Raw genomic sequence first — 21,782 nt, forward strand, 5'->3', positions numbered from 1 at the left:
GGCTCAGCCCAGCAGGCCGCCGATCGGGTTCTTCGGGGCCTCGCCGCCGGTCGTGGCCTCCTCGGTCGGCGGCTGCTCGGCGGTCGAACCGGTGGAGCCGTCGTCGGTCGTCCCGCCGGAGGTGCTCGGGGTGTCGCTGGTGGACGGCGGCGGGGCCGGCTTGGACTGGGTCGGGGAGGAACTGCCGCTGGTGGCGCCCCCGGTGGTGCGCGGCGCGGTCGGCTGCCGCTCCTGCGTCGGGGAGGAGCTGCCGCTGCCGGTCTCGGTCGGGCGGGCCGCCTCCTGGGTCTCCTCCCGCTCCTCGCGCGCCTCGGTGCTCGTCGACGCGGACGGCTCGGGGCGCTCGCCGCGCGGCGACTGGGAGGGGGCGCGGCGCTTCGCGGGCTCGGTGGGGAGCGGCTGGCCCGGCAGGTGGTTGATCGGGTCGTCGTTCGGGCCCGGGACGGTGACCATCTCGGTGGAGCGGACGGCGCCGCCGAGGACCGAGCCGATCAGCAGGGTGAGGCCGACGAGCACGGAGGCGAAGAGGGTCGAGCGGCGCACCACCCGGCGGCGCAGCTCCCACAGCTCGGCGCGCGGCCCGAGGGTCCGCCAGGCCTCGCCGGCGATGCGCGCGTCGAGGGAGTAGACGGGGGCGCCGGCGATGATCAGCGGCGACCAGGCGGCCAGGTAGATGATGTCGGGCGCGTCGTAGACGGGGACGGTCCGCCAGCTCACGGTGAGGATGAGCGCGGCGGACAGCAGGGCGCCGACGACGGCGGCGACCCGCTGCCAGAGGCCGAGGACGGTGAGGACGCCGACGACGACCTGGAGGAAGGCGACGGTCAGTCCGGCGCCGACCGGGTGCTGGAGCGCGAAGTCCCGCAGCGGCTCGGCGAGCGGCCACGGGTGCAGCTGGGTGAGCCACTTGACCATGGAGCCGCGCTCGCCGCCGTCGAAGTAGACGGGGTCGCAGAGCTTGCCCATGCCGGCGTAGACGGAGATGAGGCCGAGGAAGACGCGGAGCGGGAGCAGCACCACGCCCAGGTTCATCCGCCGCCCGGGGTAGTAGGCGTGCCGGACCGGGTCGGAGCCCTGCCGCTGGGGCGCCGTCCGGTCCTCGTCGTACGCCGCCGTCTCCGGCCGCATCTCGTACACGTCGTCGTAGGCGCCCTCGGCCCGCCGCATCGGCGGCAGGAGCGGGGCGGCGGCCTCGGCGGGCACGACGGGGGTGGGCATCGTGTCGTCGATGCGCGGGATGGTCTGGGTGGTCGGCTCCAGCGTGGAGACCGCGGCGGCCGAGGACTCGCGCACGGCCTGGAGGAGCCCGGTCGCTCCCGGCGTGGCCTTCCCGGTCCACACGACGGGGCGGCGGCGCGGCGCCCCCGCGTGGGCGGCCACGCGGGGGTTCGCGGCGAACTTCGGCTGCGGGGCCGGCGCGAGCCGCACCCGGAAGCTGGCGTGGTTCACGATCACCTGGGCGGGATCGGAATCCACCTTGACCATGCTCAGCGCCGGCTGATCGTCGAACCCCGGCCGGGGCGTTCTGGTGTCCACACTCATCTAACCGAGTGACACGGGGTTAGGACACTGCCTTGACGGGCTCGGAATGTCCGAGACCCGTCAAGATCACGGCCGGGGTGCCTCACCCGTTCGGGTCAGGCGGACGGTCAGGCCATGCGGCGGCGGGCCGCCTCGTACAGCACGACGCCGGCGGCGACACCGGCGTTGAGGGACTCGGCGCCACCGGGCATCGGGATCCGGACGAGGAAGTCGCAGTTCTCGCCGACCAGGCGGGACAGGCCCTTGCCCTCGGAGCCGACCACGATGACCACGGGGCCTTCGAGGGCCTCCAGCTCGTGGACCTCGGTGTCGCCGTCGGCGGAGAGGCCGACGACCGTGAGACCGGCCTTCTGGTACTCCTGCAGACAGCGGGTCAGGTTGGTGGCGCGGGCCACCGGGGTGCGGGCGGCGGTGCCGGCCGAGGTCTTCCAGGCACCGGCGGTCATGCCGGCGGCGCGGCGCTCGGGGACGACGACGCCGTGGCCGCCGAAGGCGGAGACGGAGCGGACGACGGCGCCGAGGTTGCGCGGGTCGGTGACGCCGTCGAGGGCCACGATCAGCGGGTCCTCGTGCTCGTCGTAGGCCGCCGCGGCGAGGTCCTCGGGGTGCGCGTACTCGTACGGCGGGACCTGGAGGACGAGGCCCTGGTGGTTCAGGCCGTTGGTCATCCGGTCCAGCTCGGGGCGCGGCGCCTCCATGATGTTGATGTTGCCGCGGCCGGTGGCGAGGTTGAGGGCCTCGCGCACGCGCTCGTCGTTGTCGATGAACTGCTGGACGTAGAGGGTGGTGGCGGGCACGCCGTCGCGCAGCGCCTCGAAGACCGGGTTGCGGCCGACCACCATCTCGGACTGGCCCTTGCCGCCGCGGCGGGCGACGGGCTTGCGCTTGGCCGCGTTCCTGGCCATCGCGTTGGAGACGCGGAACGCCTTGTGGCCCTTGCGGTCCTCGGCCTTCGGCGTCGGACCCTTGCCCTCCAGGGCGCGGCGTCGCTTGCCACCGCTGCCGATCGTCGCGCCCTTCTTGTTGGACGTGCGACGTCCCCTGCGCTGGCTGTTCCCGGCCATGACTGCTACCTGTTCCTCTGGCGTACGTGCGGAAGTCTGTAAGTGAAGTGTGCCGCCCGGGGCTCCGGGCGGCACATCATCGGGGCGTTCTACTTGTCGGCGATGGTCCAGCGGGGGCCGTCGGGGCTGTCCTCGATCGACAGGCCGGACCGGGTGAGCTGGTCGCGGATCGCGTCCGCCGTGCCCCAGTCCTTGCGCTCGCGGGCGGCCTCGCGCTGCTGGAGCACGAGCCGGACCAGGGTGTCGACGACGCCGTGGAGCTCCTCGCCGCCGGACCCGTCGGCCCACTGGGGGTCCAGCGGGTCCAGGCCGAGGACGCCGAGCATGGCGCGGACCTCGGCGAGGCGGGCGATGGCCTCGTCCTTGTCGTCGGCGCCCAGCGCGCTGTTGCCCTGGCGGACGGTGGTGTGGATGATCGCCAGCGCGTGCGGGACGCCCAGGTCGTCGTCCATGGCCTCGGCGAAGGCCGGCAGCACCTCGGCGGCGGGCGGGACGGTCCGGCCGGCCTTCTCGGTGGCGCGCTGGACGAAGCCCTCGATGCGGCCGAAGGCGGCCTCGGCCTCGCGCAGGGACTCCTCGCTGTACTCGATCATCGAGCGGTAGTGCGGGGTGCCCAGGTAGTAGCGCAGGACGATGGGGCGCCAGTTCTTCACCATCTCGCTCACGAGGACCGAGTTGCCGAGCGACTTCGACATCTTCTCGCCGCTCATGGTGACCCAGGCGTTGTGCACCCAGTACCGGGCGAACTCGTCGCCGAAGGCCTTGGCCTGGGCGATCTCGTTCTCGTGGTGCGGGAAGACCAGGTCGAGGCCGCCGCCGTGGACGTCGAAGGCGGAGCCGAGGTACTTGTGGGCCATCGCCGAGCACTCCAGGTGCCAGCCGGGACGGCCGCGGCCCCACGGGGTCTCCCAGTCGGGCTCGCCCGGCTTGGTCGCCTTCCACATGGCGAAGTCGCGGGGGTCGCGCTTGCCGGAGACGCCCTCGTCGGGCTGGCGGAGGTCGTCCAGGTCCTGGTTGGAGAGCTCCAGGTAGCCGGGGAAGGAGCGGACGTCGAAGTAGACGCTGCCGTCGGCCTCGTAGGCGTGACCGCGCTCGATCAGACCGCGCATCATCTCGATCATCTCGGGCACGTGGCCGGTGGCGCGGGGCTCGTACGTGGGCGGCAGGCAGCCCAGGGCGTCGTAGCCGGCGTTGAACGCGCGCTCGTTCTCGTAGCCGATCGACCACCAGGGGCGGTTCTGGTCCCTGCCCTTGGCGATGATCTTGTCGTCGATGTCGGTGACGTTGCGGACGAAGGTGACGTCGTAGCCGCGGTAGGCGAACCAGCGGCGCATGATGTCGAAGTTCAGCCCCGACCGGATGTGCCCGATGTGCGGGGCCGCCTGGACGGTGGCGCCACAGAGGTAGATCGAGACGCGGCCCGGCGTGAGCGGGGTGAAGTCACGGATCTGCCGGGCGCTGGTGTCGTACAGGCGAATAGTCACGGGGTCCAGGGTAGTGGGCGTGCGGTGGTGCCCCGCGACCGATTCCCGGTCGCGGGGCGCGTTTTCCGCGGGGGTCAGCGCGCCACCGGGTAGACCAGGGCGGTCGCGAGGGCGGCGAGGCCCTCGGCGCGCCCGGTCAGGCCGAGCCCGTCGGTGGTGGTGCCGGAGACGGAGACGCGGGCGCCGGCCGCCTCGCTCAGCGCCTTCTGGGCCTCGTCGCGCCGCTTGCCGATCTTGGGGCGGACGCCGACGACCTGGACGGCGATGTTGCCGATCTCGTACCCCTCGGCGCGCACGATCCGGGCGGCCTCGGCGAGGAGGGTGACGCCGGAGGCGCCGGACCACTCGGGGCGGGAGGTGCCGAAGTGGGCGCCGAGGTCGCCGATGCCGGCGGCGGAGAAGAGCGCGTCGCAGGCGGCGTGGGCGGCGACGTCGCCGTCGGAGTGGCCGGCGAGGCCGTACTGCTCGTCCTCCCAGAGGAGGCCGGCGCACCAGAGCTCGCGGCCCTCCTCGAAGGCGTGGACGTCGGTGCCGATGCCGACGAGCGGGACGAGGGGGGCGGGCTGCGGGTCAGAAGCCATCGTTGGCCCTCCTGCGGGCGAGTACGGCCTCGGCGAGGACGAGGTCGAGGGGGCGGGTCACCTTGAAGGCCTCTTCGTGGCCGGGGACGACGACGACGGGGGCGCCGAGCTTCTCGACCATGCCGGCGTCGTCGGTGGCGCCCTCGCCGGCGAGGGCGATGGTGGCGTGGGCGTCGACGAGGGTGGCGCGGTCGAAGCCCTGCGGGGTCTGGACGGCGCGGAGGCGGGCGCGGACCGGGGTGGCGACGACCTGCTCGGGGTCGCCGGGCCTCCCGGCCGGCTCGACCTCCTTGACGGTGTCGGCGACGGGCAGCGCGGGGACGACGGCGACGGCGCCGTCGCGGACCGCCTCGATGACGGCGTCGACGGTGTCGACGGGCACGAGGGGGCGGGCGGCGTCGTGGACGAGGACGGTGGTGACGTCCTCGGGGACCGCCTGGAGGCCGAGGCGGACGGACTCCTGGCGGGTGTCGCCGCCGGCGACGACGAGGTAGTCCGTGCGCTCGGGGAGGGCGTGGTCGCCGAGGAGCCGCTTGACCTCGGCGACGCCGTCGGCGGGGGCGACCACGACGACGAGCTGGACCGCGCGGGAGGCGGCCATCGCGCGGACGGCGTGGACGAGCATGGGGGTGCCGCTCAGCGCGCGCAGCGCTTTGGGGGCGCCCGGACCGAGGCGTACGCCCCGCCCGGCGGCCGGGATCACCACGGCGGTACGGCTAGGACGCGCTTCGTCTGACATCGGTTGCACTCCGGCAGGTTTGTTTCCGCGGGCGGCGTGGGTATGGCGTGAGCAGGCTTTGATGCGACGCCTCGACCGGGCCCTTTCCGTGACGACGGTCGAGGCGTCGCCATGCGAGCCACCGCACGTCGCACGGCTCATGGGGAGGGAAGCGAAAAGAAGACGGACATGCCGCGGTGCCCGGCGACGGCACTGCGGGATCCAGGACCGGAGTCCGGGATTCACAGCGCGTCGACGGGCACCGCGGCATTGCTGCTGGCATGGCCGGTGCCATGCGTCAGGACGCGAGCACCTCGTCGAGGAGGGCCTCGGCCTTGTCCTCGTTGGTGTTCTCGGCGAGCGCCAGCTCGCTCACCAGGATCTGCCGAGCCTTGGCGAGCATGCGCTTCTCACCTGCGGAGAGACCGCGCTCGCGCTCCCGGCGCCACAGGTCGCGGACTACTTCGGCGACCTTGATGACATCGCCGGAGGCGAGCTTCTCGAGGTTCGCCTTGTAGCGGCGGGACCAGTTCGTCGGCTCCTCGGCGTACGGCGCGCGCAGCACCTCGAAGACCCGGTCCAGCCCGTCCTGCCCGACAACGTCGCGCACGCCTACGAACTCCGCGTTGTCCGCCGGCACGCGAACCGTCAGGTCGCCCTGCGCGACCTTGAGCACCAAGTAGGTCTTGTCCACGCCTTTGATCTGGCGAGTTTCGATGGCCTCGATCAGCGCGGCCCCGTGATGGGGATAGACCACGGTGTCGCCAACCTTGAACGTCATGTGACAGGTACCCCTTCCGTGGCTATCCAGGGTAACACGGAAACTGCTTCTTCTGAATGGCGTTTCCGCAGGTCAGGGCATATCTCGGGGCTTGACAAGTGTGTCGCCCGCGTGCTGCGGAGGGCTTCCGGAAGGCGGTATTCGCAGGTCGGAGCGGCTACGTCGACGGAGAGAAACGCGCACGTCACACACATCCGGGACCTACCGGAGCGGGCGCTATGTACCGTTTCGTCCGGCCCGTAGTGGCCCTCTTCACGTACTCCGTTCGAGGATCGACCACCCGTACGGAGTGATCACGTCAAGAATCCGGAATTGATCAGCGGACGACCCGTCCGTGCTTTTCCGTAAGGGAAGGGATGCGGAATGCGACGCGGCCGCCGGAATTGATCACGTCGGTTATGTGAACGCCGGGTCAATGGGGTGTGTTCCGGCCACGCGCGGAACCGCGCGCGGGCGTCTCCCACAGGTCCCCCGACACGGGGGCCGGCACGGGGTCCGGTGCCGCTCCCGGTACGGCGTCCGGCGGGGCGTCCGACGGGGCGGCGGACGCTAAGGGGCGGGTCGGGTGCGGGACGGAGAGTCAGGCTCGGTAACCTGAACGCGCTGACGCACCTTTAGCTGGTCCTTAGTCCCTCTCCCGTCCGTACGTCCTAGGAGTTGCCGCCGCCGTGAGCCGCAGCCTTCGACGCGGCGCTCTCGCCGCCACCGCCATCGTGTTCTCGATCGCCGCGCTGTCCGCCTGCGGTGCGGGCAACGACGCCCAGACGCTCGGGGTCCGGCCGGACAACGCCGCCGTCACGGTGGACGACGTCAAGATCCAGAACGCGCTCGTCATCACCCAGCCCACGCCCGGCGCCAAGGGCCCGGCCGTCGTCTCGGCCACCGTCTTCAACAACGGCCGCGCCCCGCAGACGCTGGAGTCGATCAGCCTGCCCGGCAGCAACGCGGCGGTCGTCCTGAAGTCCGCGAAGGGCTCCGGCCCCGTGGTCGTCCCCGCCGGCGGCTCCGTCGTCATCGGCGGCGAGGGCAACGCCACCGCCACCATCGAGAACGGCCACGAGGCTGCCGAGAACGGCGACGCGCAGAAGGTCGTCTTCAAGCTGAGCGAGACCGGCGACGTCGCCCTGAGCGCCTTCGTGGTCCCCTCCACGAGCTACTTCAAGGACTTCGGCCCGTCCGAGGTCCCGCTCCCGCCGTCCGCCAGCCCCACCGCCGACGCCACGGCCGGGGCCGGCGAGCACGGCACGGCGGGCACCGGCGAGCACGGCGCCGAGGGCGGCGAGGCCGGCCCGACGGCCGGTCACTGAGCCACCGCGAGCCGGCCGAGCCACTGAGGCCGGCCGAGCGCACGACGCCGGAAGGGCGCCCCCACCAGGGGGCGCCCTTCCGGCGTACGGGCACTCTCTACGGCTCGCACCCCTCCCCGCGCGCCCCCCGCACCGGCCGGCCCCTGGGGGCCTCCCGGGCTTCGGGGCGCTGTGCCGGACTCCGTCCGGCCTCGGGGGCGGGCGGGGCGCTCTACGGCTCGAACTTGTAACCCAGGCCGCGGACCGTGACCAGGTAGCGCGGGGCGCCCGGGTCGGGTTCGATCTTGGCGCGCAGGCGCTTGACGTGGACGTCGAGGGTCTTGGTGTCGCCCACGTAGTCGGCGCCCCAGACGCGGTCGATGAGCTGCATGCGGGTGAGGACGCGGCCCGCGTTGCGCAGCAGCATCTCCAGGAGGTCGAACTCCTTCAGGGGGAGGTCGATCTTGCCGCCGCCCACGGTCACCACGTGCCGGTCGACGTCCATGCGGACCGGGCCGGCCTCCAGGGCCGCCGGGGTGACCTCCTCCGGCTCGCCGCGCCGGCGCAGCACCGCGCGGATGCGGGCGACCAGCTCGCGGGAGGAGAAGGGCTTCGTGACGTAGTCGTCGGCTCCTATCTCCAGCCCGACGACCTTGTCGATCTCGCTGTCCTTCGCGGTCACCATGATGACCGGGACGTTGGAGCGACCGCGCAGCTGCCGGCAGACCTCCGTGCCGGGCAGGCCCGGCAGCATCAGGTCGAGGAGGACGAGATCCGCTCCGTTGCGCTCGAACTCGTCGAGGCCGTCGGGGCCGGTCGCCGCCACGGCGACCTCGAACCCCTCCTTGCGGAGCATGTACGACAGGGCGTCGCTGAAGGATTCCTCATCCTCGACGACAAGGACTCGGGTCACGGAAGGACCTCCGGTGCGGGAAGCGGTTCGGTCATGAGATCGGGGGTGAGGGAGGCGGGGGTCCTGCGGTCCCGTGCGGAGCCCGCCTCGGGCAGCCGCAGGGTGAAGGTGGAGCCCTGACCCTCGGTGCTCCACACCGTGACCTCTCCGCCGTGCGAGGCGGCCACGTGCTTGACGATCGCGAGCCCGAGCCCCGTGCCGCCGGTGGCACGCGAGCGTGCCGGGTCGACGCGGTAGAAGCGCTCGAAGATCCGCTCGCGGTCCTTCTCCGGGATGCCGAGGCCCTGGTCGGTCACGGCTATCTCGATGAGGTCCCCGCCGGGGGCGGCGACGCGGCGGGCGGCGATGCCCACGCGGGTCCGGGCCGGCGAGTAGTTGACGGCGTTCTCGACCAGGTTGCCGAGGGCCGCGGCGAGCTGGCCACGGCTGCCCCAGACGAACAGGTCGGCGGCGCCTCCGGAGGCCATGGTGATCTGCTTGGTGGAGGCCGGGTGCCGCGAGCGGTCGATCGCCTCGGCGACCAGCTCGTCCACGGACACCGGCTCGGAGTCCTCCAGCGGGTCGTCGTTCTGCACCCGCGAGAGGTCGATGAGCTCCTGGACCAGGTTGGTCAGCCGGGTCGCCTCGATCTGCATCCGGCCCGCGAAGCGCACGACGGCCTCGGGGTCGTCCGAGGCGTCCATGACGGCCTCGGAGAGCAGGGAGAGCGCCCCGACCGGCGTCTTCAGCTCGTGGCTCACGTTCGCGACGAAGTCGCGCCGTACGGCTTCGATGCGGCGCGCCTCCGTCAGGTCCTCGACCAGGAGCAGCACGAGCCGGGAGCCCAGCGGGGCCACGCGCGCGGAGACGGCGAGGGCCTCGCCGCGTCCGCCGCCGCGCCGGGGCAGGTCCAGCTCGACCTGTCGTATCTCCCCGTCCCTGCGGGTGTCGCGGGCCATGTTGAGCATCGGCTCCACGGCCAGCTTCCCGCCGCGGACGAGCCCGAGGGCGTACGCCGCCGAGCTGGCCTTCACCACGGAGTCGCTCTCGTCGAGCACGACCGCGGAGGAGCGCAGCACGGAGAGCACGGTGTCGACGCCGGGCGGCAGCACGGCGTCGGTGTGCAGGGAGGTACGGGTGGGTCGCGCCTGGTCGCGTTCGCTCCAGCGGAACGCCAGCATGGCGATCACGCCGGTGCACACGCCGGCGATCGCTGCCAATGCGGCGACCGCCGCGTTCACGTCCATGCCATCCAGGTTATGCGTGGTCACGCACACTCTCCCAGCCGTCCGAGTGGCTGCTCGAACACTCGTCGCTCAGAGTTCACCGTGGGGACGGGGGCGGTTCACTTGTCCCGGGAGGAGCGGGGGCCCGCGTCGCCCAGAGTTCACCTGGAGGCCGGTGGCGGTTCACGTGAGGGGACGGAGCCGGACGCACAGGGGGCCGAACGTGGGAGCGTGGGAGCCGGAGAGCGGCCATCCCCTGTGAAGAAGACGAGCACTGCCGGAGAGAGGGACATCCATGCGGGACGCGTACCACGAGGAACTTGATTCGATCGGCGAGGGCCTGGTCGAGATGGCCCGCCTGGTCGGATCGGCGATCGGGCGCGCCACCACGGCGATGCTCGACGCGGACCTGAAGCTCGCGGAGAGCGTGATCGCCGCGGACCAGAAGGTCGACGACCTCCAGCACGACCTGGAGGCGCGGGCGATCGCGCTGCTCGCGCGCCAGCAGCCGGTGGCGACGGACCTGAGGATCGTGGTCACCTCGCTGCGCATGAGCGCCGACCTGGAGCGGTCCGGCGACCTCGCCCAGCACGTGGCCAAGCTGACCCGGCTGCGCTTCCCCGACCGCGCGGTCCCCAACGACCTGCACGCGACCATCCTGCAGATGGGCCAGCTCGCGCAGCGCCTGATGGCCAAGGCCGCCGAGGTGATCATCACCAAGGACGTCGACCTGGCGATGCAGCTGGAGCAGGACGACGACGAGATGGACCTGCTGCACCGGGCGCTCTTCCAGCACCTGATGGACGACCGGTGGAAGCACGGCATCGAGACGGCCGTCGACGTGACGCTGCTGGGCCGCTACTACGAGCGGTTCGCCGACCACGCGGTGTCGGTGGCGAAGCGCGTGGTCTACCTGGTGACGGGCGAGCACGCGGACGAGCTCCAGACGCAGGACGCCCCGGTCGAGGGCGCGTAGGCGCGGGACGGGGCAGCCCGGCGCCGAGGGGCGCGGTCGCGGGGCGCCCCGGCGCGAGGGGGCGCGCAGGGCGCACGGGGGCGCTTTGGCGCGCGGGGCTCCCGTGCGCCGTTGATGCGCCGGTCCCGGTGGGCATGGAATGGGGGACGAGGGACGATCCGCGTCCCGCGAGGGAGGGACCCCATGGCCGATTCCCCCACCACGACCGAGTCCCCGGCGCAGGCCCCGCGCGAGCCGGCGCGCCTGCCCGTGCTGGGCGCGTGCGGCTGCGGCTCGGGCTGTGGCTGCGGCTGCCAGTCGGGCGCGCCGTGCCAGTGCGGCGGCTGCTCGGGCTGACGGAGCGGAGGGGCGGGGGCCGGCGGCTCCCGCCCCTCCCTCACGCCCGCGCCCTCACAGGTCGAGTACGCCGACGACCTGGCCGCCGCTCCGTTCGCCGGTGGTGCGGAAGCCGAGCCCGCGGTAGAAGCCGCCGGGCCCGTCCTCGCCGGGCTCCCAGGTCACGTACATCCGTCCGGTTCCGCGCCGGCGCAGTTCCCCGGCGAGGGCCTCCACGGCGAAGCGGCCGTATCCCTCGCCCTGGGCGTCGGCGGAGATGTTCAGCCGCCACAGTCCGCTGCGCCGGTCGGCGGGGTCCTTCTCCTCGTCCCAGACGACGTCGAGGAAGCCCATGAGGAAGCCGACGAGCCGGTCGCCGTCGAGGATCAGCCGGGGCCAGGCCGTCTCGCCGTACGCGTACGCCTCGGCCAGCGACTTCACGATGGGCGCGACGTTCTTCTCCTGGTGGGGGTGGACGCGCAGGGCGAGGGCGGCGTCCACGGTGGCGGGGGTGACCGGCTCCAGGCGCGGTGATCGTGTCATGTGCGGGACGGTAGCGAGCGGCCCCGGTCCCGCGCGCCCGGATATCGCCCCCCGTCCGCCCCTGGACCCCGTTCACCTTGGATTACCGTGGGTCACCCCTGGGCATCGCCGCTTCCGCCCGCCAGAATTGCCGCCATGCCCTCCGCGCGAGCGACCCTCCTGACAGCGGCGGCGGCCGGGACGGCCGCGCTGCTGCTCACGGGCTGCTCGCCCGCGCCCGCGGGGCTCGCCGGGGTGTCGGTGGCGGAGGACGGCACGCCGCTCGGCGTGCTCCTGATGTGCCACGACCACGTCGACGGCGCGATGCTCTACCCGGACGACGCGCCGGAGGAGTCCCGCGAGGTCACCGGCGACTGGCGGCACGACGGCCCGGTCACCGGCTTCACCTCCTGGCCACTGCTGCAGACGGCGGGCGCGCCGGCGGCGGAGCGGTGGACGCCCCGGACGCAGGCGGAGCGCCTGGAGAAGGGCCGCGGCTACCGCCTCGCGGGCTGGACCGAGGACGGCTCCTGGTCGGCCGCCCCCGTCCGCTTCACCCCGGAGGACCTGGCCCGCCTGAAGCCCGGCCAGGTGCGCTACACCCTGGACGACGAGACCCTCACCAGCTCCCTGGACGACTTCCGCGACCGCGCCTGCGACGAGGCGGCGGGCGGCCGCCAGGAGCACTGACCCCGCTCCGGACACGAAGAAAGCCCCCGCCGGCGACCGTTCCACCGGGCGGGGGCCTTCCGCGCGTCGGGCTACTTCTTCTTGCCCTGGTTCTTGACGGCCTCGATGGCGGCCGCGGCGGCCTCCGGGTCGAGGTAGGTGCCGCCGGGGTTGAGGGGCTTGAAGTTCTCGTCCAGCTCGTAGGAGAGCGGGATGCCCGTGGGGATGTTGAGGCCCGCGATGTCGGCGTCGGAGATGCCGTCGAGGTGCTTCACCAGGGCGCGGAGGCTGTTGCCGTGGGCGGCGACCAGGACCGTGCGGCCGGCGAGGAGGTCCGGGACGATGCCGTCGTACCAGTACGGGAGCATGCGCTCGACGACGTCCTTGAGGCACTCGGTCCGCGGGCGCAGCTCCGGCGGGATCGTCGCGTAGCGGGCGTCGCCGGCCTGGGAGTACTCGTTGTCGTCGGCGAGCGGCGGCGGCGGGGTGTCGTACGAGCGGCGCCAGAGCATGAACTGCTCCTCGCCGAACTCGGCGAGGGTCTGGGCCTTGTCCTTGCCCTGGAGGGCGCCGTAGTGGCGCTCGTTCAGGCGCCAGGAGCGGTGGACCGGGATCCAGTGGCGGTCCGCGGACTCCAGCGCGAGCTGGGCGGTGCGGATGGCGCGCTTCTGGAGGGAGGTGTGCAGCACGTCGGGGAGCAGGCCGGCGTCCTTGAGCAGCTCGCCGCCGCGCGTCGCCTCCTTCTCGCCCTTCGCGGTGAGGTTCACGTCCACCCATCCGGTGAACAGATTCTTCTCGTTCCACTCGCTCTCGCCGTGGCGGAGGAGGATCAGCTTGTACGGTGCGTCGGCCATGCGCACGAGCCTAATGGACCTCTGACGATTGACGCGCGTCGTCAATTCGCTGGCGTCCGCCTGCCGAGATGCGTAAGTTTCGAGGGCCGTTGGAGGGTCTTACAGCACACGGGGGGCGCACCTCACATGTCCATCGATTCGCTCAGACGATCGGCGCGGGCCACCGTCTCCGGTCTGCCGCAGGGCTTCTGGTGGCTCTGGCTGTCGACCTTGGTCAACAGGACCGGGGCCTTCGTCCTGACCTTCCTCTCCCTCTACCTGACGATCGAGCTCGGGCACTCCGCCTGGTTCGCCGGCCTCGTGGTCGCCCTGCACGGTCTCGGCGGCGTCGCCGGCTCCCCGCTCGGCGGCGTCCTCACCGACCGCTGGGGCCGCCGCCCCACGATGATCACCATGCACCTGGCGGCCGCCTCCTGCGCCGCCGCGCTCGCCTTCGTCACCAGCGCCTGGGGCGTGGCCCTGGTCGTGCTGCTGATGGGCGTCGCGATGCAGGCCGTACGGCCCTCGATCAACGCGACGATCTCCGACATGGTGCCCGCCGACGACGTGCGCCGCGCCTTCGCCCTCAACTACTGGGCGCTCAACCTCGGCTTCGCCGTCGCCTCCATCGCGGGCGGCGCCGCCGCCTTCCTCGGCTACCGCACCCTCTTCCTCGTCGACGCCGTCGCCACCACCCTGTGCGCCGTGATCGTCTTCCTGCGGCTGCCGGAGACCCGGCCGGAGCGGGCGGCGGCGAAGGGCGGGGAGAAGCCGGCCGACGAGCGGGTGTCGATGCTCGACGTGCTGCGCGACGCGCCCTTCCGGACCCTCGTCCTGCTCAACCTGCTGGTCTGCGTGGTCTTCACCGCGCCCTGGATCGGCCTTCCGCTGACCATGGCCGAGCAGGGGCTGTCCCCGTCCTCGTACGGCATGGTGATCGCCGTCAACGGCATCGTGATCGTCGGCTTCCAGCTGCTGGTCAACAAGGTCACCGAGCGGCGGTCGCCGGTCGTGCTGCTGACCGTCTCCTCGCTGCTCTTCGCCGTCGGCACCGGCGCCACCGCGCTGGCCGGCTCGTCCGTCGCCTTCGCCGCGACCGTCGTCGTGTGGACGGTCGGCGAGATGGTCCACGTGCCGACGAACGCCGCCGCCACCGCCCGGCTCGCGCCGGAGCACGCCCGGGGCCGCTACCAGGGCGTGATGGGCATGTCGTGGGCGGTCGCCGGCTTCGTCGCGCCGATCCTGGCGGGCGCGATCGTCGACGGGCCCGGCTCGGACGTGCTGTGGGCCGGCACCTTCGCGATCGGCGCGCTCGCCGCCGTCGGCTACACCCTGCGGCTGCGCAGGGCGCTGTGCGAGGAGGAGCCGGAGACGGCGGTCGCGGAGGAGCCGGGGGCGGCGGTGGCCCCGGGGAAGTCGGGGGCCGTGGAGGGCGTCAGTCCCGCTGCGGCGCAGCCGTCTCCCGCGTCAGGTTCCTGAACGCGTCGAGGTTGCGCGTCGACTCCCCCCGGGAGACCCGCCAGGCGTACTCCCGCCGGATGGCCGACGCGAAGCCGAGTTCGAGCAGCGTGTTGAAGTCGCCGTCCGCCGCCTCCAGGACCGAGCCGAGCAGCCGGTCCAGCTCCTCCGGCGTGACGGCGGCCAGCGGGAGCTTGCCGGCGAGGTAGATGTCGCCGAGCTTGTCGATCGCGTACCCCACGCCGTACAGCCTGAGGTTCCGTTCGAGGAGCCAGCGGTGGACGCCGGCCTCGTTCTCGTCGGGGTGGCGGACGACGAAGGCGTTGAGGGAGAGGGAGTGGCGGCCGACCCGCAGCGACAGCGTGGTGAACAGCTTGCGCGTCCCGGGCAGCTTGACCACGTACGAACCGGGCGCGGGGCTCTCCCACTCCAGCTCGGCCTCGTCGAACGTGCCCTCGATGATCCGCCTGATCCGCTCCGCGCCGGTGAGCGTGTCCCCGGCGGTCCGCGGTGCCTCCTGAGCGTCAGCCATGGTGGGAGCGTACGCGACGGTGCTGCGCCTGCTGGCGGTGGTCGTGCATGGCGGCCGTGTACACGTCGGCGGTGCCCGACGCGGCCGTGTCCCAGCCGAAGGACCCGGCGTGGCGGGCGGCCGCCGCGCCCATCCGGGCGGTGAGCTCCGGATCGGCGGCGAAACGATCCAGCACGCGCGCGTAGTCGGCGGGGTCGTGCCCCTGCACCAGGAAGCCGGTCCGCTCGTCCCGTACGGCGACGGGCAGGCCGCCCACCGAGGCCGCGACGACCGGCGTGCCGGCCGCCTGCGCCTCGATCGCGACCAGCCCGAAGGACTCGCTGTACGAGGGCATGACGAGGACCGACGCGGCCCGGAACCAGTCCGCGAGCCGCTCCTGGCCCACCGGCGGGTGGAAGCGCACCAGATCGGCGATGCCCAGCTTCGCGGCGAGCTTCTGGAGCCCCTCCGGCTTGGCGAGGCCGCTGCCGCTGGGACCGCCGACGACCGGCACCACCATCCGGGAGCGGAGCGAGGGGTCGCGGTCGACCATCAGGGCGGCGGCGCGCAGCAGGATGTCGGGCGCCTTGAGGGGCTGGATGCGGCCGGCGAAGACGGGCACGAAGGCGTCGCGCGGCAGCCCGAGGCGGGCGCGGGCGGCGGCCCGGCCGTCGGCGGGCCGGAAGCGGTCGAGGTTGACCCCGGGGTGGACGACCGCGATCTTGCCGGGGTCCGCCTCGTAGAAGCGGGCCAGCTCGTCGGCCTCCTCGGTGGTGTTGGCGATCAGCCGGTCGGCGGCGGCGACGATCTGCGTCTCGCCGATCACGCGGGCGGCGGGCTCGGGGGTGTCGCCCTCGGCGAGCGAGGCGTTCTTGACCTTGGCCATGGTGTGCATGGCGTGGACGAGCGGGACGCCCCACCGCTCGGCGGCGAGCCAGCCGACGTGGCCGGAGAGCCAGTAGTGCGAGTGGACGAGGTCGTAGTGGCCGGGGCGGTGGCCCGCCCACGCCTGCATCACGCCGTGCGTGAAGGCGCAGAGCTGGGCCGGCAGCTCCTCCTTGGCCAGCCCCTCGTACGGGCCCGCGTCGACGTGCCGCACCAGGACGCCGGGGGCCAGCTCGACCACCGGGGCGAGGCCGCCGGTGGTGGCCCGGGTGAAGATCTCCACCTCGATGTCGATGGCGGCGAGCCGCTTGGCCAGCTCGACGATGTAGACGTTCATGCCGCCCGCGTCGCCGGTGCCCGGCTGGTGGAGCGGGGAGGTGTGCACGGAGAGCATCGCCACCCGGCGGGGGGTCCGGTGGCGCCCCGGCAACCGGAGCCGGGAGGGCGCTGCCGGGTGCCGGTGCCGGGTGCCGGCGAACCGGGACACGTACTGGCTCACGTCGGCGGTCCTTCCGCGAGAGGGGCCTGGCGTGCGGACATGACAGGCGGAGGGCGCGGTACACGTCCTCCGCCCCGCACAACACCGGAACGAGTCCTTTCATTTCCACCGCCTCCGGCGCTTTGCCAATTCATTACGCGACGGCCGCCCGCTCCTCCCCCTCCCCCTCCCTCCGTATCCTCTTCGCATGGCCCCGCGCACCACCCGCCCTGTCGGCACCCCGACCCGCGGGACCACCAACCCGAACCGGCTGCGCCGCATGGACCGCTGGATCGCCGCCGTCCACGGCCCCGCCCTGCGCCGCTCCCCCGAGCCGCCCGTCGCCGTCGACCTCGGCTACGGCGCGGCCCCCTGGACCGCCGTGGAACTCCTCGCCCGGCTGCGCACCGCCGACCCCAGGACCCTGCTGTACGGGATCGAGATCGAGCCCGCCCGGGTCGAGGCGGCGAAGCCGTACGAGGAGCGGTACGAGGGCCTCGCCTTCGTGCACGGCGGCTTCGAGGTGCCGGTGCCGGGCGCGCCCGCGCTGATCCGGGCGGCCAACGTGCTGCGCCAGTACGACGAGGAGCGGGTCGCGGCGGTGTGGGCGCGGCTGTGCGGGCGGCTCGCCCCGGGCGGGCTGCTCGTCGAGGGGACCTGCGACGAGATCGGGCGGCGGCACGTCTGGGTGGCGCTCGACCGGAGCGGCCCCCGCACGGTGACCCTCGCGACCCGGCTCGGCTCCCTCGACCGCCCCTCCGACCTGGCCGAACGCCTCCCGAAGGCGCTGATCCACCGCAACGTGCCGGGCGAGCCCGTCCACGCCTTCCTGCGGGACTTCGACCGCGCCTGGGCGGCGGCCGCCCCGTACGCCTCCCTGGGCGCCCGGCAGCGCTGGATCCGCTCCGTCCGCGACCTGGCGGCGGACTGGCCGGTCACCGACGGCCCGAAGCGCTGGCGCCAGGGCGAGGTCACGGTCCGCTGGGAGGCGCTGGCGCCCCGCGGCGGGTGACGGGCAGGCGCCCGGGGGGACTCCGGCGCCCCACGGTTCCCCCCCGTCGCCGTGAGGCGGGAACGTCAGCACCTCACCGGGCGTCACTCTGGTGGGGTACCTGTCGTTTTCCGTTTCCGCGTGGCACTATCGCCAGGACCACACAAGTTACTGACGGTAAATCAGAAAGTGGCCAGGGGGGAAGCCCGGGCCACGAGGGGGAGTCCAGTGAACCGACGACGCCGACGTCCGTACGCCGCCGCCGCGGTCACCGCGGCCTGCGCCCTGGCCCTCCTGGCCTCACCGGCGCTCACCCTCCAGGCCGGCGCCGCCCCGCTGCCGCCGCCCCCGCCGAAGAAGACCCTCGAACAGGTCCGGACGGAGATCGACGCGCTGTACCGCCAGGCGGCCGCCGCCACCGACGCGTACAACCTCGCCGAGGAGCGCACCGAGACGCAGTCCGCCGAGATCGTCCGGCTCGCCCGCATGATCGAGAGCGGCCGCGAGCGGATCGACGCCCTCAAGGCCCAGGCGGGCGCCGCCGCCCGCGCCCAGTACCGCAGCGGCGGCATCCCCGAGAGCGCCCAGCTCGCCCTCACCGGCGACCCGCAGCTCTTCCTCGACACCGCCGGCCGGCTCCGCGAGGGCGCCAAGGCCACCAGCGACCTCATCGGCGAACTCTCGCGCACCCAGGCCGAGTTGAACACCTACGCCACGGAGGCCGGCGACAACTGGACGAAGCTGGAGGCCGACCGGGTCCGGCAGGCCGAGGCGAAGAAGGAGATCAACGCCAAGATCGACGCCGCGAAGAAGCTGGAGAGCGAGCTCGCCGCCGAGGAGCGCGAGCGGCTGCGCCGCCTGGAGGAGCAGGCCCGGCAGCGGGCGCAGTCGAAGTGGGTCGGCTCCGGCATCCTCGCCGAACTCAGCGCCGAGGCCACCCCCGAGGGCCGCAGGGCGATCGAGTCCGCCCTCGCCCAGGTCGGCAAGCCGTACGTGTGGGGCGCCGAGGGCCCCGACTCCTTCGACTGCTCCGGCCTGACCCAGTCCGCCTGGGCCGCCGCGGGCAAGCGCATCCCGCGCACCTCGCAGGAGCAGTGGCGGCTGCTCCCCCGCGTGCAGCCGAAGGACATGCGGCCCGGCGACCTGATCGTCTACTACCAGGACGCCAGCCACATCGGCATGTACATCGGCGACGGGAAGATGGTCCACGCACCCCGGCCCGGCCGGAACGTGACCGTCGCCGGCGCCGGCTCGATGGAGATCCTCGGCATCGTCCGCCCGCGCTGACCCCCGGCCGGCGCTCCGGCCCGGGTCCCGCTCCCGCCCCGACCTGACACATCCGGGCCGAGTGACCTTTCTCATGGGCCCGGGGCCCGCCCGCACCCGCCGGAAGCGCAACTACCTCCCCTTCCGCGGCATATGCCAAGGAGCTCACGGCCGCCCGCGGAGTGATCGCCATTCCGCCGGGCGCCGCACTGCCGCTATGGTCCCGGACGGGCGGGACGCCACCCGGCGCCCGGCGCACCCTCGGGGGAGGGAAGGAAACCCGAACCGATGCCCGTATCCGTACCGCGCCAGAGAATCGTCTCTGCTGCGGGGCAAGGCGAGACCACCGCCATGGACGCCACCGCTGTGACAGACACAGGAACAGGCACAGGAACAGGAACAGGCCCCGTCGCGGCCCCCGCGCCGGCGGCCGACCGCGACCGCACCGACCTCACCCTCCTGGTCGTCGAGGACGACCCGGCGGGTGCCCTCGCCGTACCCGAACTGCTCGACGCCGCCGGCGCGGGCGGCACCCGGGTCCGCATCCGCACCGCCCGCAACCTCACCGAGGCCGAGCGGCTCCTCACCGACGACGTCCACTGCGTCCTCGTCGACCTCGCGCTGCCCGTGCCCCGGACGGCGGCCGACGAGGACCCGCTCGCCCCGCTGCGGCACATCCTGCGGCTCGCCCCCCGCCACGCCGTCCTCGCCCTCGCCCCCTCCGCCGACGCGGAGCTGGCCGCCGAGGCGGTGCGCGTCGGGGCCCAGGACCACCTCTTCCGGGAGGAGCTGGACGGCCGGCTGCTGAGCCGCGCCATCCGGTACGCCGTCGAGCGCAAGCGCAACGACGCCGCCAAGGTGAAGCTCGCCGAGTCCCGGCTGCGCGCCCAGGAGAACGCCCGGCTGGAGCGCGGCCTGCTGCCCACCCCGCTGCTGGAGGGCTCCGACCTCCGCTTCGCGGCCAGCTACCGCCCCGGCCGGTCCCGCGCGCTGCTCGGCGGCGACTTCTACGACGTCGTCCGCACCCCGGACGGCACCGTCCACGCCATGATCGGCGACGTCTGCGGCCACGGCCCCGACGAGGCCGCCCTCGGCGTCGAGCTGCGGATCGCCTGGCGCGCCCTGACCTTCGCCGGACTGTGCGGGGACGAGCTGCTCTCCACCCTCCAGCAGGTCCTGGAGCACGAGCGGGAGAGCGAGGAGATCTTCGCGACCCTCTGCACGGTCGACATCGCGCCCGACGGCCGCCGCGCCGGGCTGTGCCTGGCCGGCCACCCGGCGCCGCTCGTCGCCCAGCGGGGCGGCACCGCACGGCTCCTGCCGTACGAGGACGGCGGCCCGGCCCTCGGACTGCTGCCGCGCGCCCGCTGGCCGCGCCGGCAGGTCGAGCTGGGCGGCGCGTGGAGCCTGCTGCTCTACACCGACGGCCTGATCGAGGGCCGGACGGCGGGCCCGGGCTCGCCGCGGCTCGGACAGGACGGCATGGTCGACGTGATCAACCGGCAGCTGACCACCGGCCTGCGCGGCGAGATGCTCCTGGAGGCGGCGATGGCCGAGGCCCGGGCGCTGAACGGCGGCGAGCTGACGGACGACGTGGCCCTGCTGGCCCTGGAACGGGACAGGGCCCGGGGATAGGAATCCCCGGGCCCCGCCCGCGCCGTACGTTCCCGGTCACGCGCTCCCGCGCCGTGCGGTCCCGCGCCGTGCGTCCCTGCCGCTACCGGCCGCCGTTGTACGGGCCGTAGGGCCCGTCGCTGCTGGAGCCGCCGCCGCGCCGGCCTCCCCCGCCGCCGCCCATGACCTGCCTGAGGGCCGGGCGGACGTCCACCATGAAGACGATCGCGGCGATCAGGCCGGCGATCAGGAGGAAGAGGAGGCCGGGGAGGAAGAGGTTCAGCGCGAGGTTGACCCCGAGGAGGATCAGCCAGAACTTCTTCGTCTGCTTGTCCGCGGCCCGGTAGGCGTCCTCCCGGACCATCGCCGCGATGACGAACGAGGCGACGGCGAAGCCGGTGAAGACCAGGAACATCAGCAGGTTGAGGGTGTTGTCGAACCGGTCCATCAGCATGCTGAACACCGCCTAGGGGGTCATGGGGTACGTGCGCCTCGCGGTCAAGGTACCCGTTCCAACGCTCCGGGCCCCAGGAATGGTGCCCGGCTCCGCTATTCGGCCGCGCCCGCCGCGGAGTCGGCCTTCGCGTCGGCCTTGGCGTCGGTCTTCGAATCGGCCTTGGCCGCCGTCTTCTTGGCGGGGGCCTTGCGGGCGGCGGGCTTGCGGGCGGCGGCCGGCTTGGCCTCGGGCGCGGTCTCCTCGGCGGCGGCCGGCTCCACGACGGGCTCCGGGCCGGCGGCGGGCTCCGGGTCCGGCTCGACGACGACCGTGATCTCGGTGGCCGGCCCGGCGGTCTCGCCGCGCCAGGCGCGGACGGTCTCCTCGCCGCGGGCGGCGACCTCCTCGTACTTCTCGCGCGCCTTGACGGCGTACTCGGCGGCCACCCCGACGCCCCGCAGGGCCAGGTCCTGCGCGGTCTCGCCGAGCTTCTTGAGGTCGGTGTCGAGACCGCCGACGACGCCGACGACCTCGGCGACCGTGGCCTGCACCTTCTCCTGGACCTTCTCCTGCACGGCCTTCGGGTCGGCGTTCCGCACGGCCTCGATCCGGCCGGGCGCCTCGGCGGCCAGCTGCTCGATCAGGCCGGGCACCTTGCGGGCCTGGCGCACGGCGAGGTCGGCGGTGCCGGCGGCGAAGTAGAGGGGGGTCCGCAGTTCGTCGATGAGGGGCATGCTGGTGGTCCTCCCGATGGGTCGGAACAAGCTGACGTACAGGCCGGCGTACCGGCCGGGGTGGGCGTACTAGCCGGAGGCTCCCGGCTCGGCGGCGGCGCGCGCCGCCGCCTCCGCGGCGCTCTCCGCCGCGTTCTCCTTGCGGAAGGAGTCGTAGATCTGGAGCAGCACCTGCTTCTGCCGCTCGTTGATCGAGGGGTCCGCCAGGATGACGGCCCGCGTCTCCAGCTCCTCCAGGTCCTTCTCGTCGAGGATCCCGGCCCGCACGTAGAGCGTCTCGGCCGAGATCCGCAGGGCCTTGGCGACCTGCTGGAGCACCTCGGCGCTGGGCTTGCGCAGCCCGCGCTCGATCTGGCTCAGGTACGGGTTCGACACCCCGGCGGCGTCGGCGAGCTGCCGCAGCGAGAGCTGCGCGGTGCGCCGCTGCTCGCGCAGGTAGTCGCCGAGGCTGCCGAGATTGCCGACGTTGAGCGTTGCCATGCTCCGTACCCTGCCACCGCTTGCTAACTATTGCAAGCAG

22 protein-coding genes are annotated in these 21,782 nt (G+C 73.3%); 7 read left to right on the plus strand and 15 right to left on the minus strand.

The genetic code is table 11. From position 1 onward, the window contains the following. Positions 1-3: 3 nt before the first annotated feature. The 6 genes from ACF1ED_RS32445 to ACF1ED_RS32470 all read right to left on the minus strand — a co-directional run bounded on the left by ACF1ED_RS32445 (position 4) and on the right by ACF1ED_RS32470 (position 6,170). The gene (locus ACF1ED_RS32445) at positions 4-1,542 is read right to left on the minus strand and encodes a DoxX family membrane protein (protein ID WP_391766612.1); all 1,539 of its coding nucleotides are present in this window, start codon (positions 1,540-1,542) and stop codon (positions 4-6) included. 107 nt (positions 1,543-1,649) lie between these two features. Beyond that, positions 1,650-2,606: a 23S rRNA (guanosine(2251)-2'-O)-methyltransferase RlmB gene (gene rlmB, locus ACF1ED_RS32450; protein ID WP_391766614.1), complete on the minus strand. Its 957-nt coding sequence runs from the start codon at positions 2,604-2,606 to the stop codon at positions 1,650-1,652. An 89-nt stretch (positions 2,607-2,695) separates the two neighbouring features. After that, a complete protein-coding gene (gene cysS / locus ACF1ED_RS32455) occupies positions 2,696-4,090 on the minus strand; it encodes a cysteine--tRNA ligase (protein ID WP_391766616.1) in 1,395 nt (464 codons plus the stop codon). Positions 4,091-4,164: 74 nt separating this feature from the next. Then, a complete protein-coding gene (gene ispF / locus ACF1ED_RS32460; protein ID WP_391766618.1) occupies positions 4,165-4,671 on the minus strand; it encodes a 2-C-methyl-D-erythritol 2,4-cyclodiphosphate synthase in 507 nt (168 codons plus the stop codon). Beyond that, positions 4,661-5,410: a 2-C-methyl-D-erythritol 4-phosphate cytidylyltransferase gene (gene ispD / locus ACF1ED_RS32465; RefSeq protein WP_391766620.1), complete on the minus strand. Its 750-nt coding sequence runs from the start codon at positions 5,408-5,410 to the stop codon at positions 4,661-4,663. The genes ispF and ispD overlap by 11 nt, the downstream gene beginning before the upstream one ends. 277 nt (positions 5,411-5,687) lie before the next feature. Continuing rightward, positions 5,688-6,170 carry a CarD family transcriptional regulator gene (locus tag ACF1ED_RS32470; protein WP_003953493.1) on the minus strand — a complete coding sequence of 161 codons (483 nt, stop codon included), beginning with the start codon at positions 6,168-6,170 and terminating at the stop codon, positions 5,688-5,690. A 668-nt stretch (positions 6,171-6,838) separates the two neighbouring features. On the opposite strand from ACF1ED_RS32470, the gene ACF1ED_RS32475 reads away from it, so the two are divergent. Beyond that, positions 6,839-7,477, plus strand: coding sequence for a DUF461 domain-containing protein (locus ACF1ED_RS32475; RefSeq protein ID WP_391766622.1), 639 nt, complete (start codon positions 6,839-6,841; stop codon positions 7,475-7,477). A gap of 211 nt (positions 7,478-7,688) precedes the next feature. On the opposite strand, the gene ACF1ED_RS32480 is transcribed toward ACF1ED_RS32475, so the two are convergent. Together ACF1ED_RS32480 and ACF1ED_RS32485 are read right to left on the minus strand one after the other, a co-directional pair. After that, positions 7,689-8,369 (minus strand): response regulator transcription factor, encoded by a 681-nt coding sequence (locus tag ACF1ED_RS32480; RefSeq protein ID WP_043226173.1) that lies wholly within the window; start codon positions 8,367-8,369, stop codon positions 7,689-7,691. Further along, positions 8,366-9,595, minus strand: a complete 1,230-nt coding sequence (locus ACF1ED_RS32485; protein ID WP_391766624.1) for a sensor histidine kinase — start codon at positions 9,593-9,595, stop codon at positions 8,366-8,368. Before ACF1ED_RS32485 ends, ACF1ED_RS32480 begins: the two co-directional genes overlap by 4 nt. Before the next feature lie 274 nt (positions 9,596-9,869). Here ACF1ED_RS32485 and phoU point away from each other — a divergent pair, with 274 nt between their 5' ends. Next, on the plus strand, positions 9,870-10,550 hold the full coding sequence (phoU, locus tag ACF1ED_RS32490; RefSeq protein WP_391766626.1) for a phosphate signaling complex protein PhoU: 681 nt from the start codon (positions 9,870-9,872) through the stop codon (positions 10,548-10,550). Positions 10,551-10,940: 390 nt separating this feature from the next. On the opposite strand, the gene ACF1ED_RS32495 is transcribed toward phoU, so the two are convergent. Further along, the gene (locus ACF1ED_RS32495; RefSeq protein WP_391766628.1) at positions 10,941-11,408 is read right to left on the minus strand and encodes a GNAT family N-acetyltransferase; all 468 of its coding nucleotides are present in this window, start codon (positions 11,406-11,408) and stop codon (positions 10,941-10,943) included. 135 nt (positions 11,409-11,543) lie between these two features. Here ACF1ED_RS32495 and ACF1ED_RS32500 point away from each other — a divergent pair, with 135 nt between their 5' ends. Next, positions 11,544-12,077 (plus strand): hypothetical protein, encoded by a 534-nt coding sequence (locus ACF1ED_RS32500; protein WP_391766630.1) that lies wholly within the window; start codon positions 11,544-11,546, stop codon positions 12,075-12,077. Between the two features lie 71 nt (positions 12,078-12,148). Here ACF1ED_RS32500 and ACF1ED_RS32505 read toward each other — a convergent pair whose 3' ends face one another. Beyond that, the gene (locus ACF1ED_RS32505) at positions 12,149-12,910 is read right to left on the minus strand and encodes a phosphoglyceromutase (protein WP_391766632.1); all 762 of its coding nucleotides are present in this window, start codon (positions 12,908-12,910) and stop codon (positions 12,149-12,151) included. Positions 12,911-13,036: 126 nt separating this feature from the next. Between ACF1ED_RS32505 and ACF1ED_RS32510 the strand changes: the two genes are divergently transcribed. Continuing rightward, positions 13,037-14,368, plus strand: a complete 1,332-nt coding sequence (locus ACF1ED_RS32510; protein ID WP_391766634.1) for an MDR family MFS transporter — start codon at positions 13,037-13,039, stop codon at positions 14,366-14,368. Here the strand turns inward: ACF1ED_RS32510 and ACF1ED_RS32515 are convergent. Both ACF1ED_RS32515 and mshA read right to left on the minus strand, forming a co-directional pair. Next, positions 14,325-14,879, minus strand: a complete 555-nt coding sequence (locus ACF1ED_RS32515) for a YbjN domain-containing protein (protein ID WP_391766636.1) — start codon at positions 14,877-14,879, stop codon at positions 14,325-14,327. The genes ACF1ED_RS32510 and ACF1ED_RS32515 overlap by 44 nt on opposite strands. Next, complete coding sequence (mshA, locus tag ACF1ED_RS32520) at positions 14,872-16,242, minus strand: D-inositol-3-phosphate glycosyltransferase (RefSeq protein WP_391766638.1); 1,371 nt, start codon at positions 16,240-16,242, stop codon at positions 14,872-14,874. Before mshA ends, ACF1ED_RS32515 begins: the two co-directional genes overlap by 8 nt. A 187-nt stretch (positions 16,243-16,429) precedes the next feature. On the opposite strand from mshA, the gene ACF1ED_RS32525 reads away from it, so the two are divergent. The 3 genes from ACF1ED_RS32525 to ACF1ED_RS32535 all read left to right on the plus strand — a co-directional run bounded on the left by ACF1ED_RS32525 (position 16,430) and on the right by ACF1ED_RS32535 (position 20,113). Next, positions 16,430-17,233: a class I SAM-dependent methyltransferase gene (locus ACF1ED_RS32525; RefSeq protein ID WP_391766640.1), complete on the plus strand. Its 804-nt coding sequence runs from the start codon at positions 16,430-16,432 to the stop codon at positions 17,231-17,233. A gap of 207 nt (positions 17,234-17,440) precedes the next feature. Continuing rightward, positions 17,441-18,499: a C40 family peptidase gene (locus ACF1ED_RS32530; RefSeq protein ID WP_391766642.1), complete on the plus strand. Its 1,059-nt coding sequence runs from the start codon at positions 17,441-17,443 to the stop codon at positions 18,497-18,499. Between the two features lie 330 nt (positions 18,500-18,829). After that, a complete protein-coding gene (locus ACF1ED_RS32535) occupies positions 18,830-20,113 on the plus strand; it encodes a PP2C family protein-serine/threonine phosphatase (RefSeq protein WP_391766644.1) in 1,284 nt (427 codons plus the stop codon). Positions 20,114-20,195: 82 nt separating this feature from the next. Here ACF1ED_RS32535 and ACF1ED_RS32540 read toward each other — a convergent pair whose 3' ends face one another. The 3 genes from ACF1ED_RS32540 to ACF1ED_RS32550 form a co-directional block, all read right to left on the minus strand. Next, a complete protein-coding gene (locus tag ACF1ED_RS32540) occupies positions 20,196-20,546 on the minus strand; it encodes a DUF2516 family protein (protein ID WP_150230018.1) in 351 nt (116 codons plus the stop codon). Positions 20,547-20,641: 95 nt separating this feature from the next. Continuing rightward, complete coding sequence (locus tag ACF1ED_RS32545; RefSeq protein WP_391766646.1) at positions 20,642-21,262, minus strand: hypothetical protein; 621 nt, start codon at positions 21,260-21,262, stop codon at positions 20,642-20,644. A 69-nt stretch (positions 21,263-21,331) separates the two neighbouring features. Further along, positions 21,332-21,742, minus strand: coding sequence for a helix-turn-helix domain-containing protein (locus ACF1ED_RS32550; protein ID WP_391766648.1), 411 nt, complete (start codon positions 21,740-21,742; stop codon positions 21,332-21,334). Positions 21,743-21,782: the final 40 nt, after the last annotated feature.

This window comes from Streptomyces sp. NPDC014656, from assembly GCF_043084305.1.
Lineage (GTDB): Bacteria > Actinomycetota > Actinomycetes > Streptomycetales > Streptomycetaceae > Streptomyces.

Coding starts and splice junctions, on each gene's coding strand:
- ACF1ED_RS32445 (WP_391766612.1), bottom strand. CDS start 1,542: ATGAGTGTGGACACCAGAACGCCCCGGCCGGGGTTCGACGATCAGCCG.
- rlmB (WP_391766614.1), bottom strand. CDS start 2,606: ATGGCCGGGAACAGCCAGCGCAGGGGACGTCGCACGTCCAACAAGAAG.
- ispF (WP_391766618.1), bottom strand. CDS start 4,671: ATGGCTTCTGACCCGCAGCCCGCCCCCCTCGTCCCGCTCGTCGGCATC.
- ispD (WP_391766620.1), bottom strand. CDS start 5,410: ATGTCAGACGAAGCGCGTCCTAGCCGTACCGCCGTGGTGATCCCGGCC.
- ACF1ED_RS32470 (WP_003953493.1), bottom strand. CDS start 6,170: ATGACGTTCAAGGTTGGCGACACCGTGGTCTATCCCCATCACGGGGCC.
- ACF1ED_RS32485 (WP_391766624.1), bottom strand. CDS start 9,595: ATGGACGTGAACGCGGCGGTCGCCGCATTGGCAGCGATCGCCGGCGTG.
- phoU (WP_391766626.1), top strand. CDS start 9,870: ATGCGGGACGCGTACCACGAGGAACTTGATTCGATCGGCGAGGGCCTG.
- ACF1ED_RS32495 (WP_391766628.1), bottom strand. CDS start 11,408: ATGACACGATCACCGCGCCTGGAGCCGGTCACCCCCGCCACCGTGGAC.
- ACF1ED_RS32500 (WP_391766630.1), top strand. CDS start 11,544: ATGCCCTCCGCGCGAGCGACCCTCCTGACAGCGGCGGCGGCCGGGACG.
- ACF1ED_RS32505 (WP_391766632.1), bottom strand. CDS start 12,910: ATGGCCGACGCACCGTACAAGCTGATCCTCCTCCGCCACGGCGAGAGC.
- ACF1ED_RS32510 (WP_391766634.1), top strand. CDS start 13,037: ATGTCCATCGATTCGCTCAGACGATCGGCGCGGGCCACCGTCTCCGGT.
- ACF1ED_RS32515 (WP_391766636.1), bottom strand. CDS start 14,879: ATGGCTGACGCTCAGGAGGCACCGCGGACCGCCGGGGACACGCTCACC.
- ACF1ED_RS32525 (WP_391766640.1), top strand. CDS start 16,430: ATGGCCCCGCGCACCACCCGCCCTGTCGGCACCCCGACCCGCGGGACC.
- ACF1ED_RS32535 (WP_391766644.1), top strand. CDS start 18,830: ATGGACGCCACCGCTGTGACAGACACAGGAACAGGCACAGGAACAGGA.
- ACF1ED_RS32540 (WP_150230018.1), bottom strand. CDS start 20,546: ATGCTGATGGACCGGTTCGACAACACCCTCAACCTGCTGATGTTCCTG.
- ACF1ED_RS32545 (WP_391766646.1), bottom strand. CDS start 21,262: ATGCCCCTCATCGACGAACTGCGGACCCCCCTCTACTTCGCCGCCGGC.
- ACF1ED_RS32550 (WP_391766648.1), bottom strand. CDS start 21,742: ATGGCAACGCTCAACGTCGGCAATCTCGGCAGCCTCGGCGACTACCTG.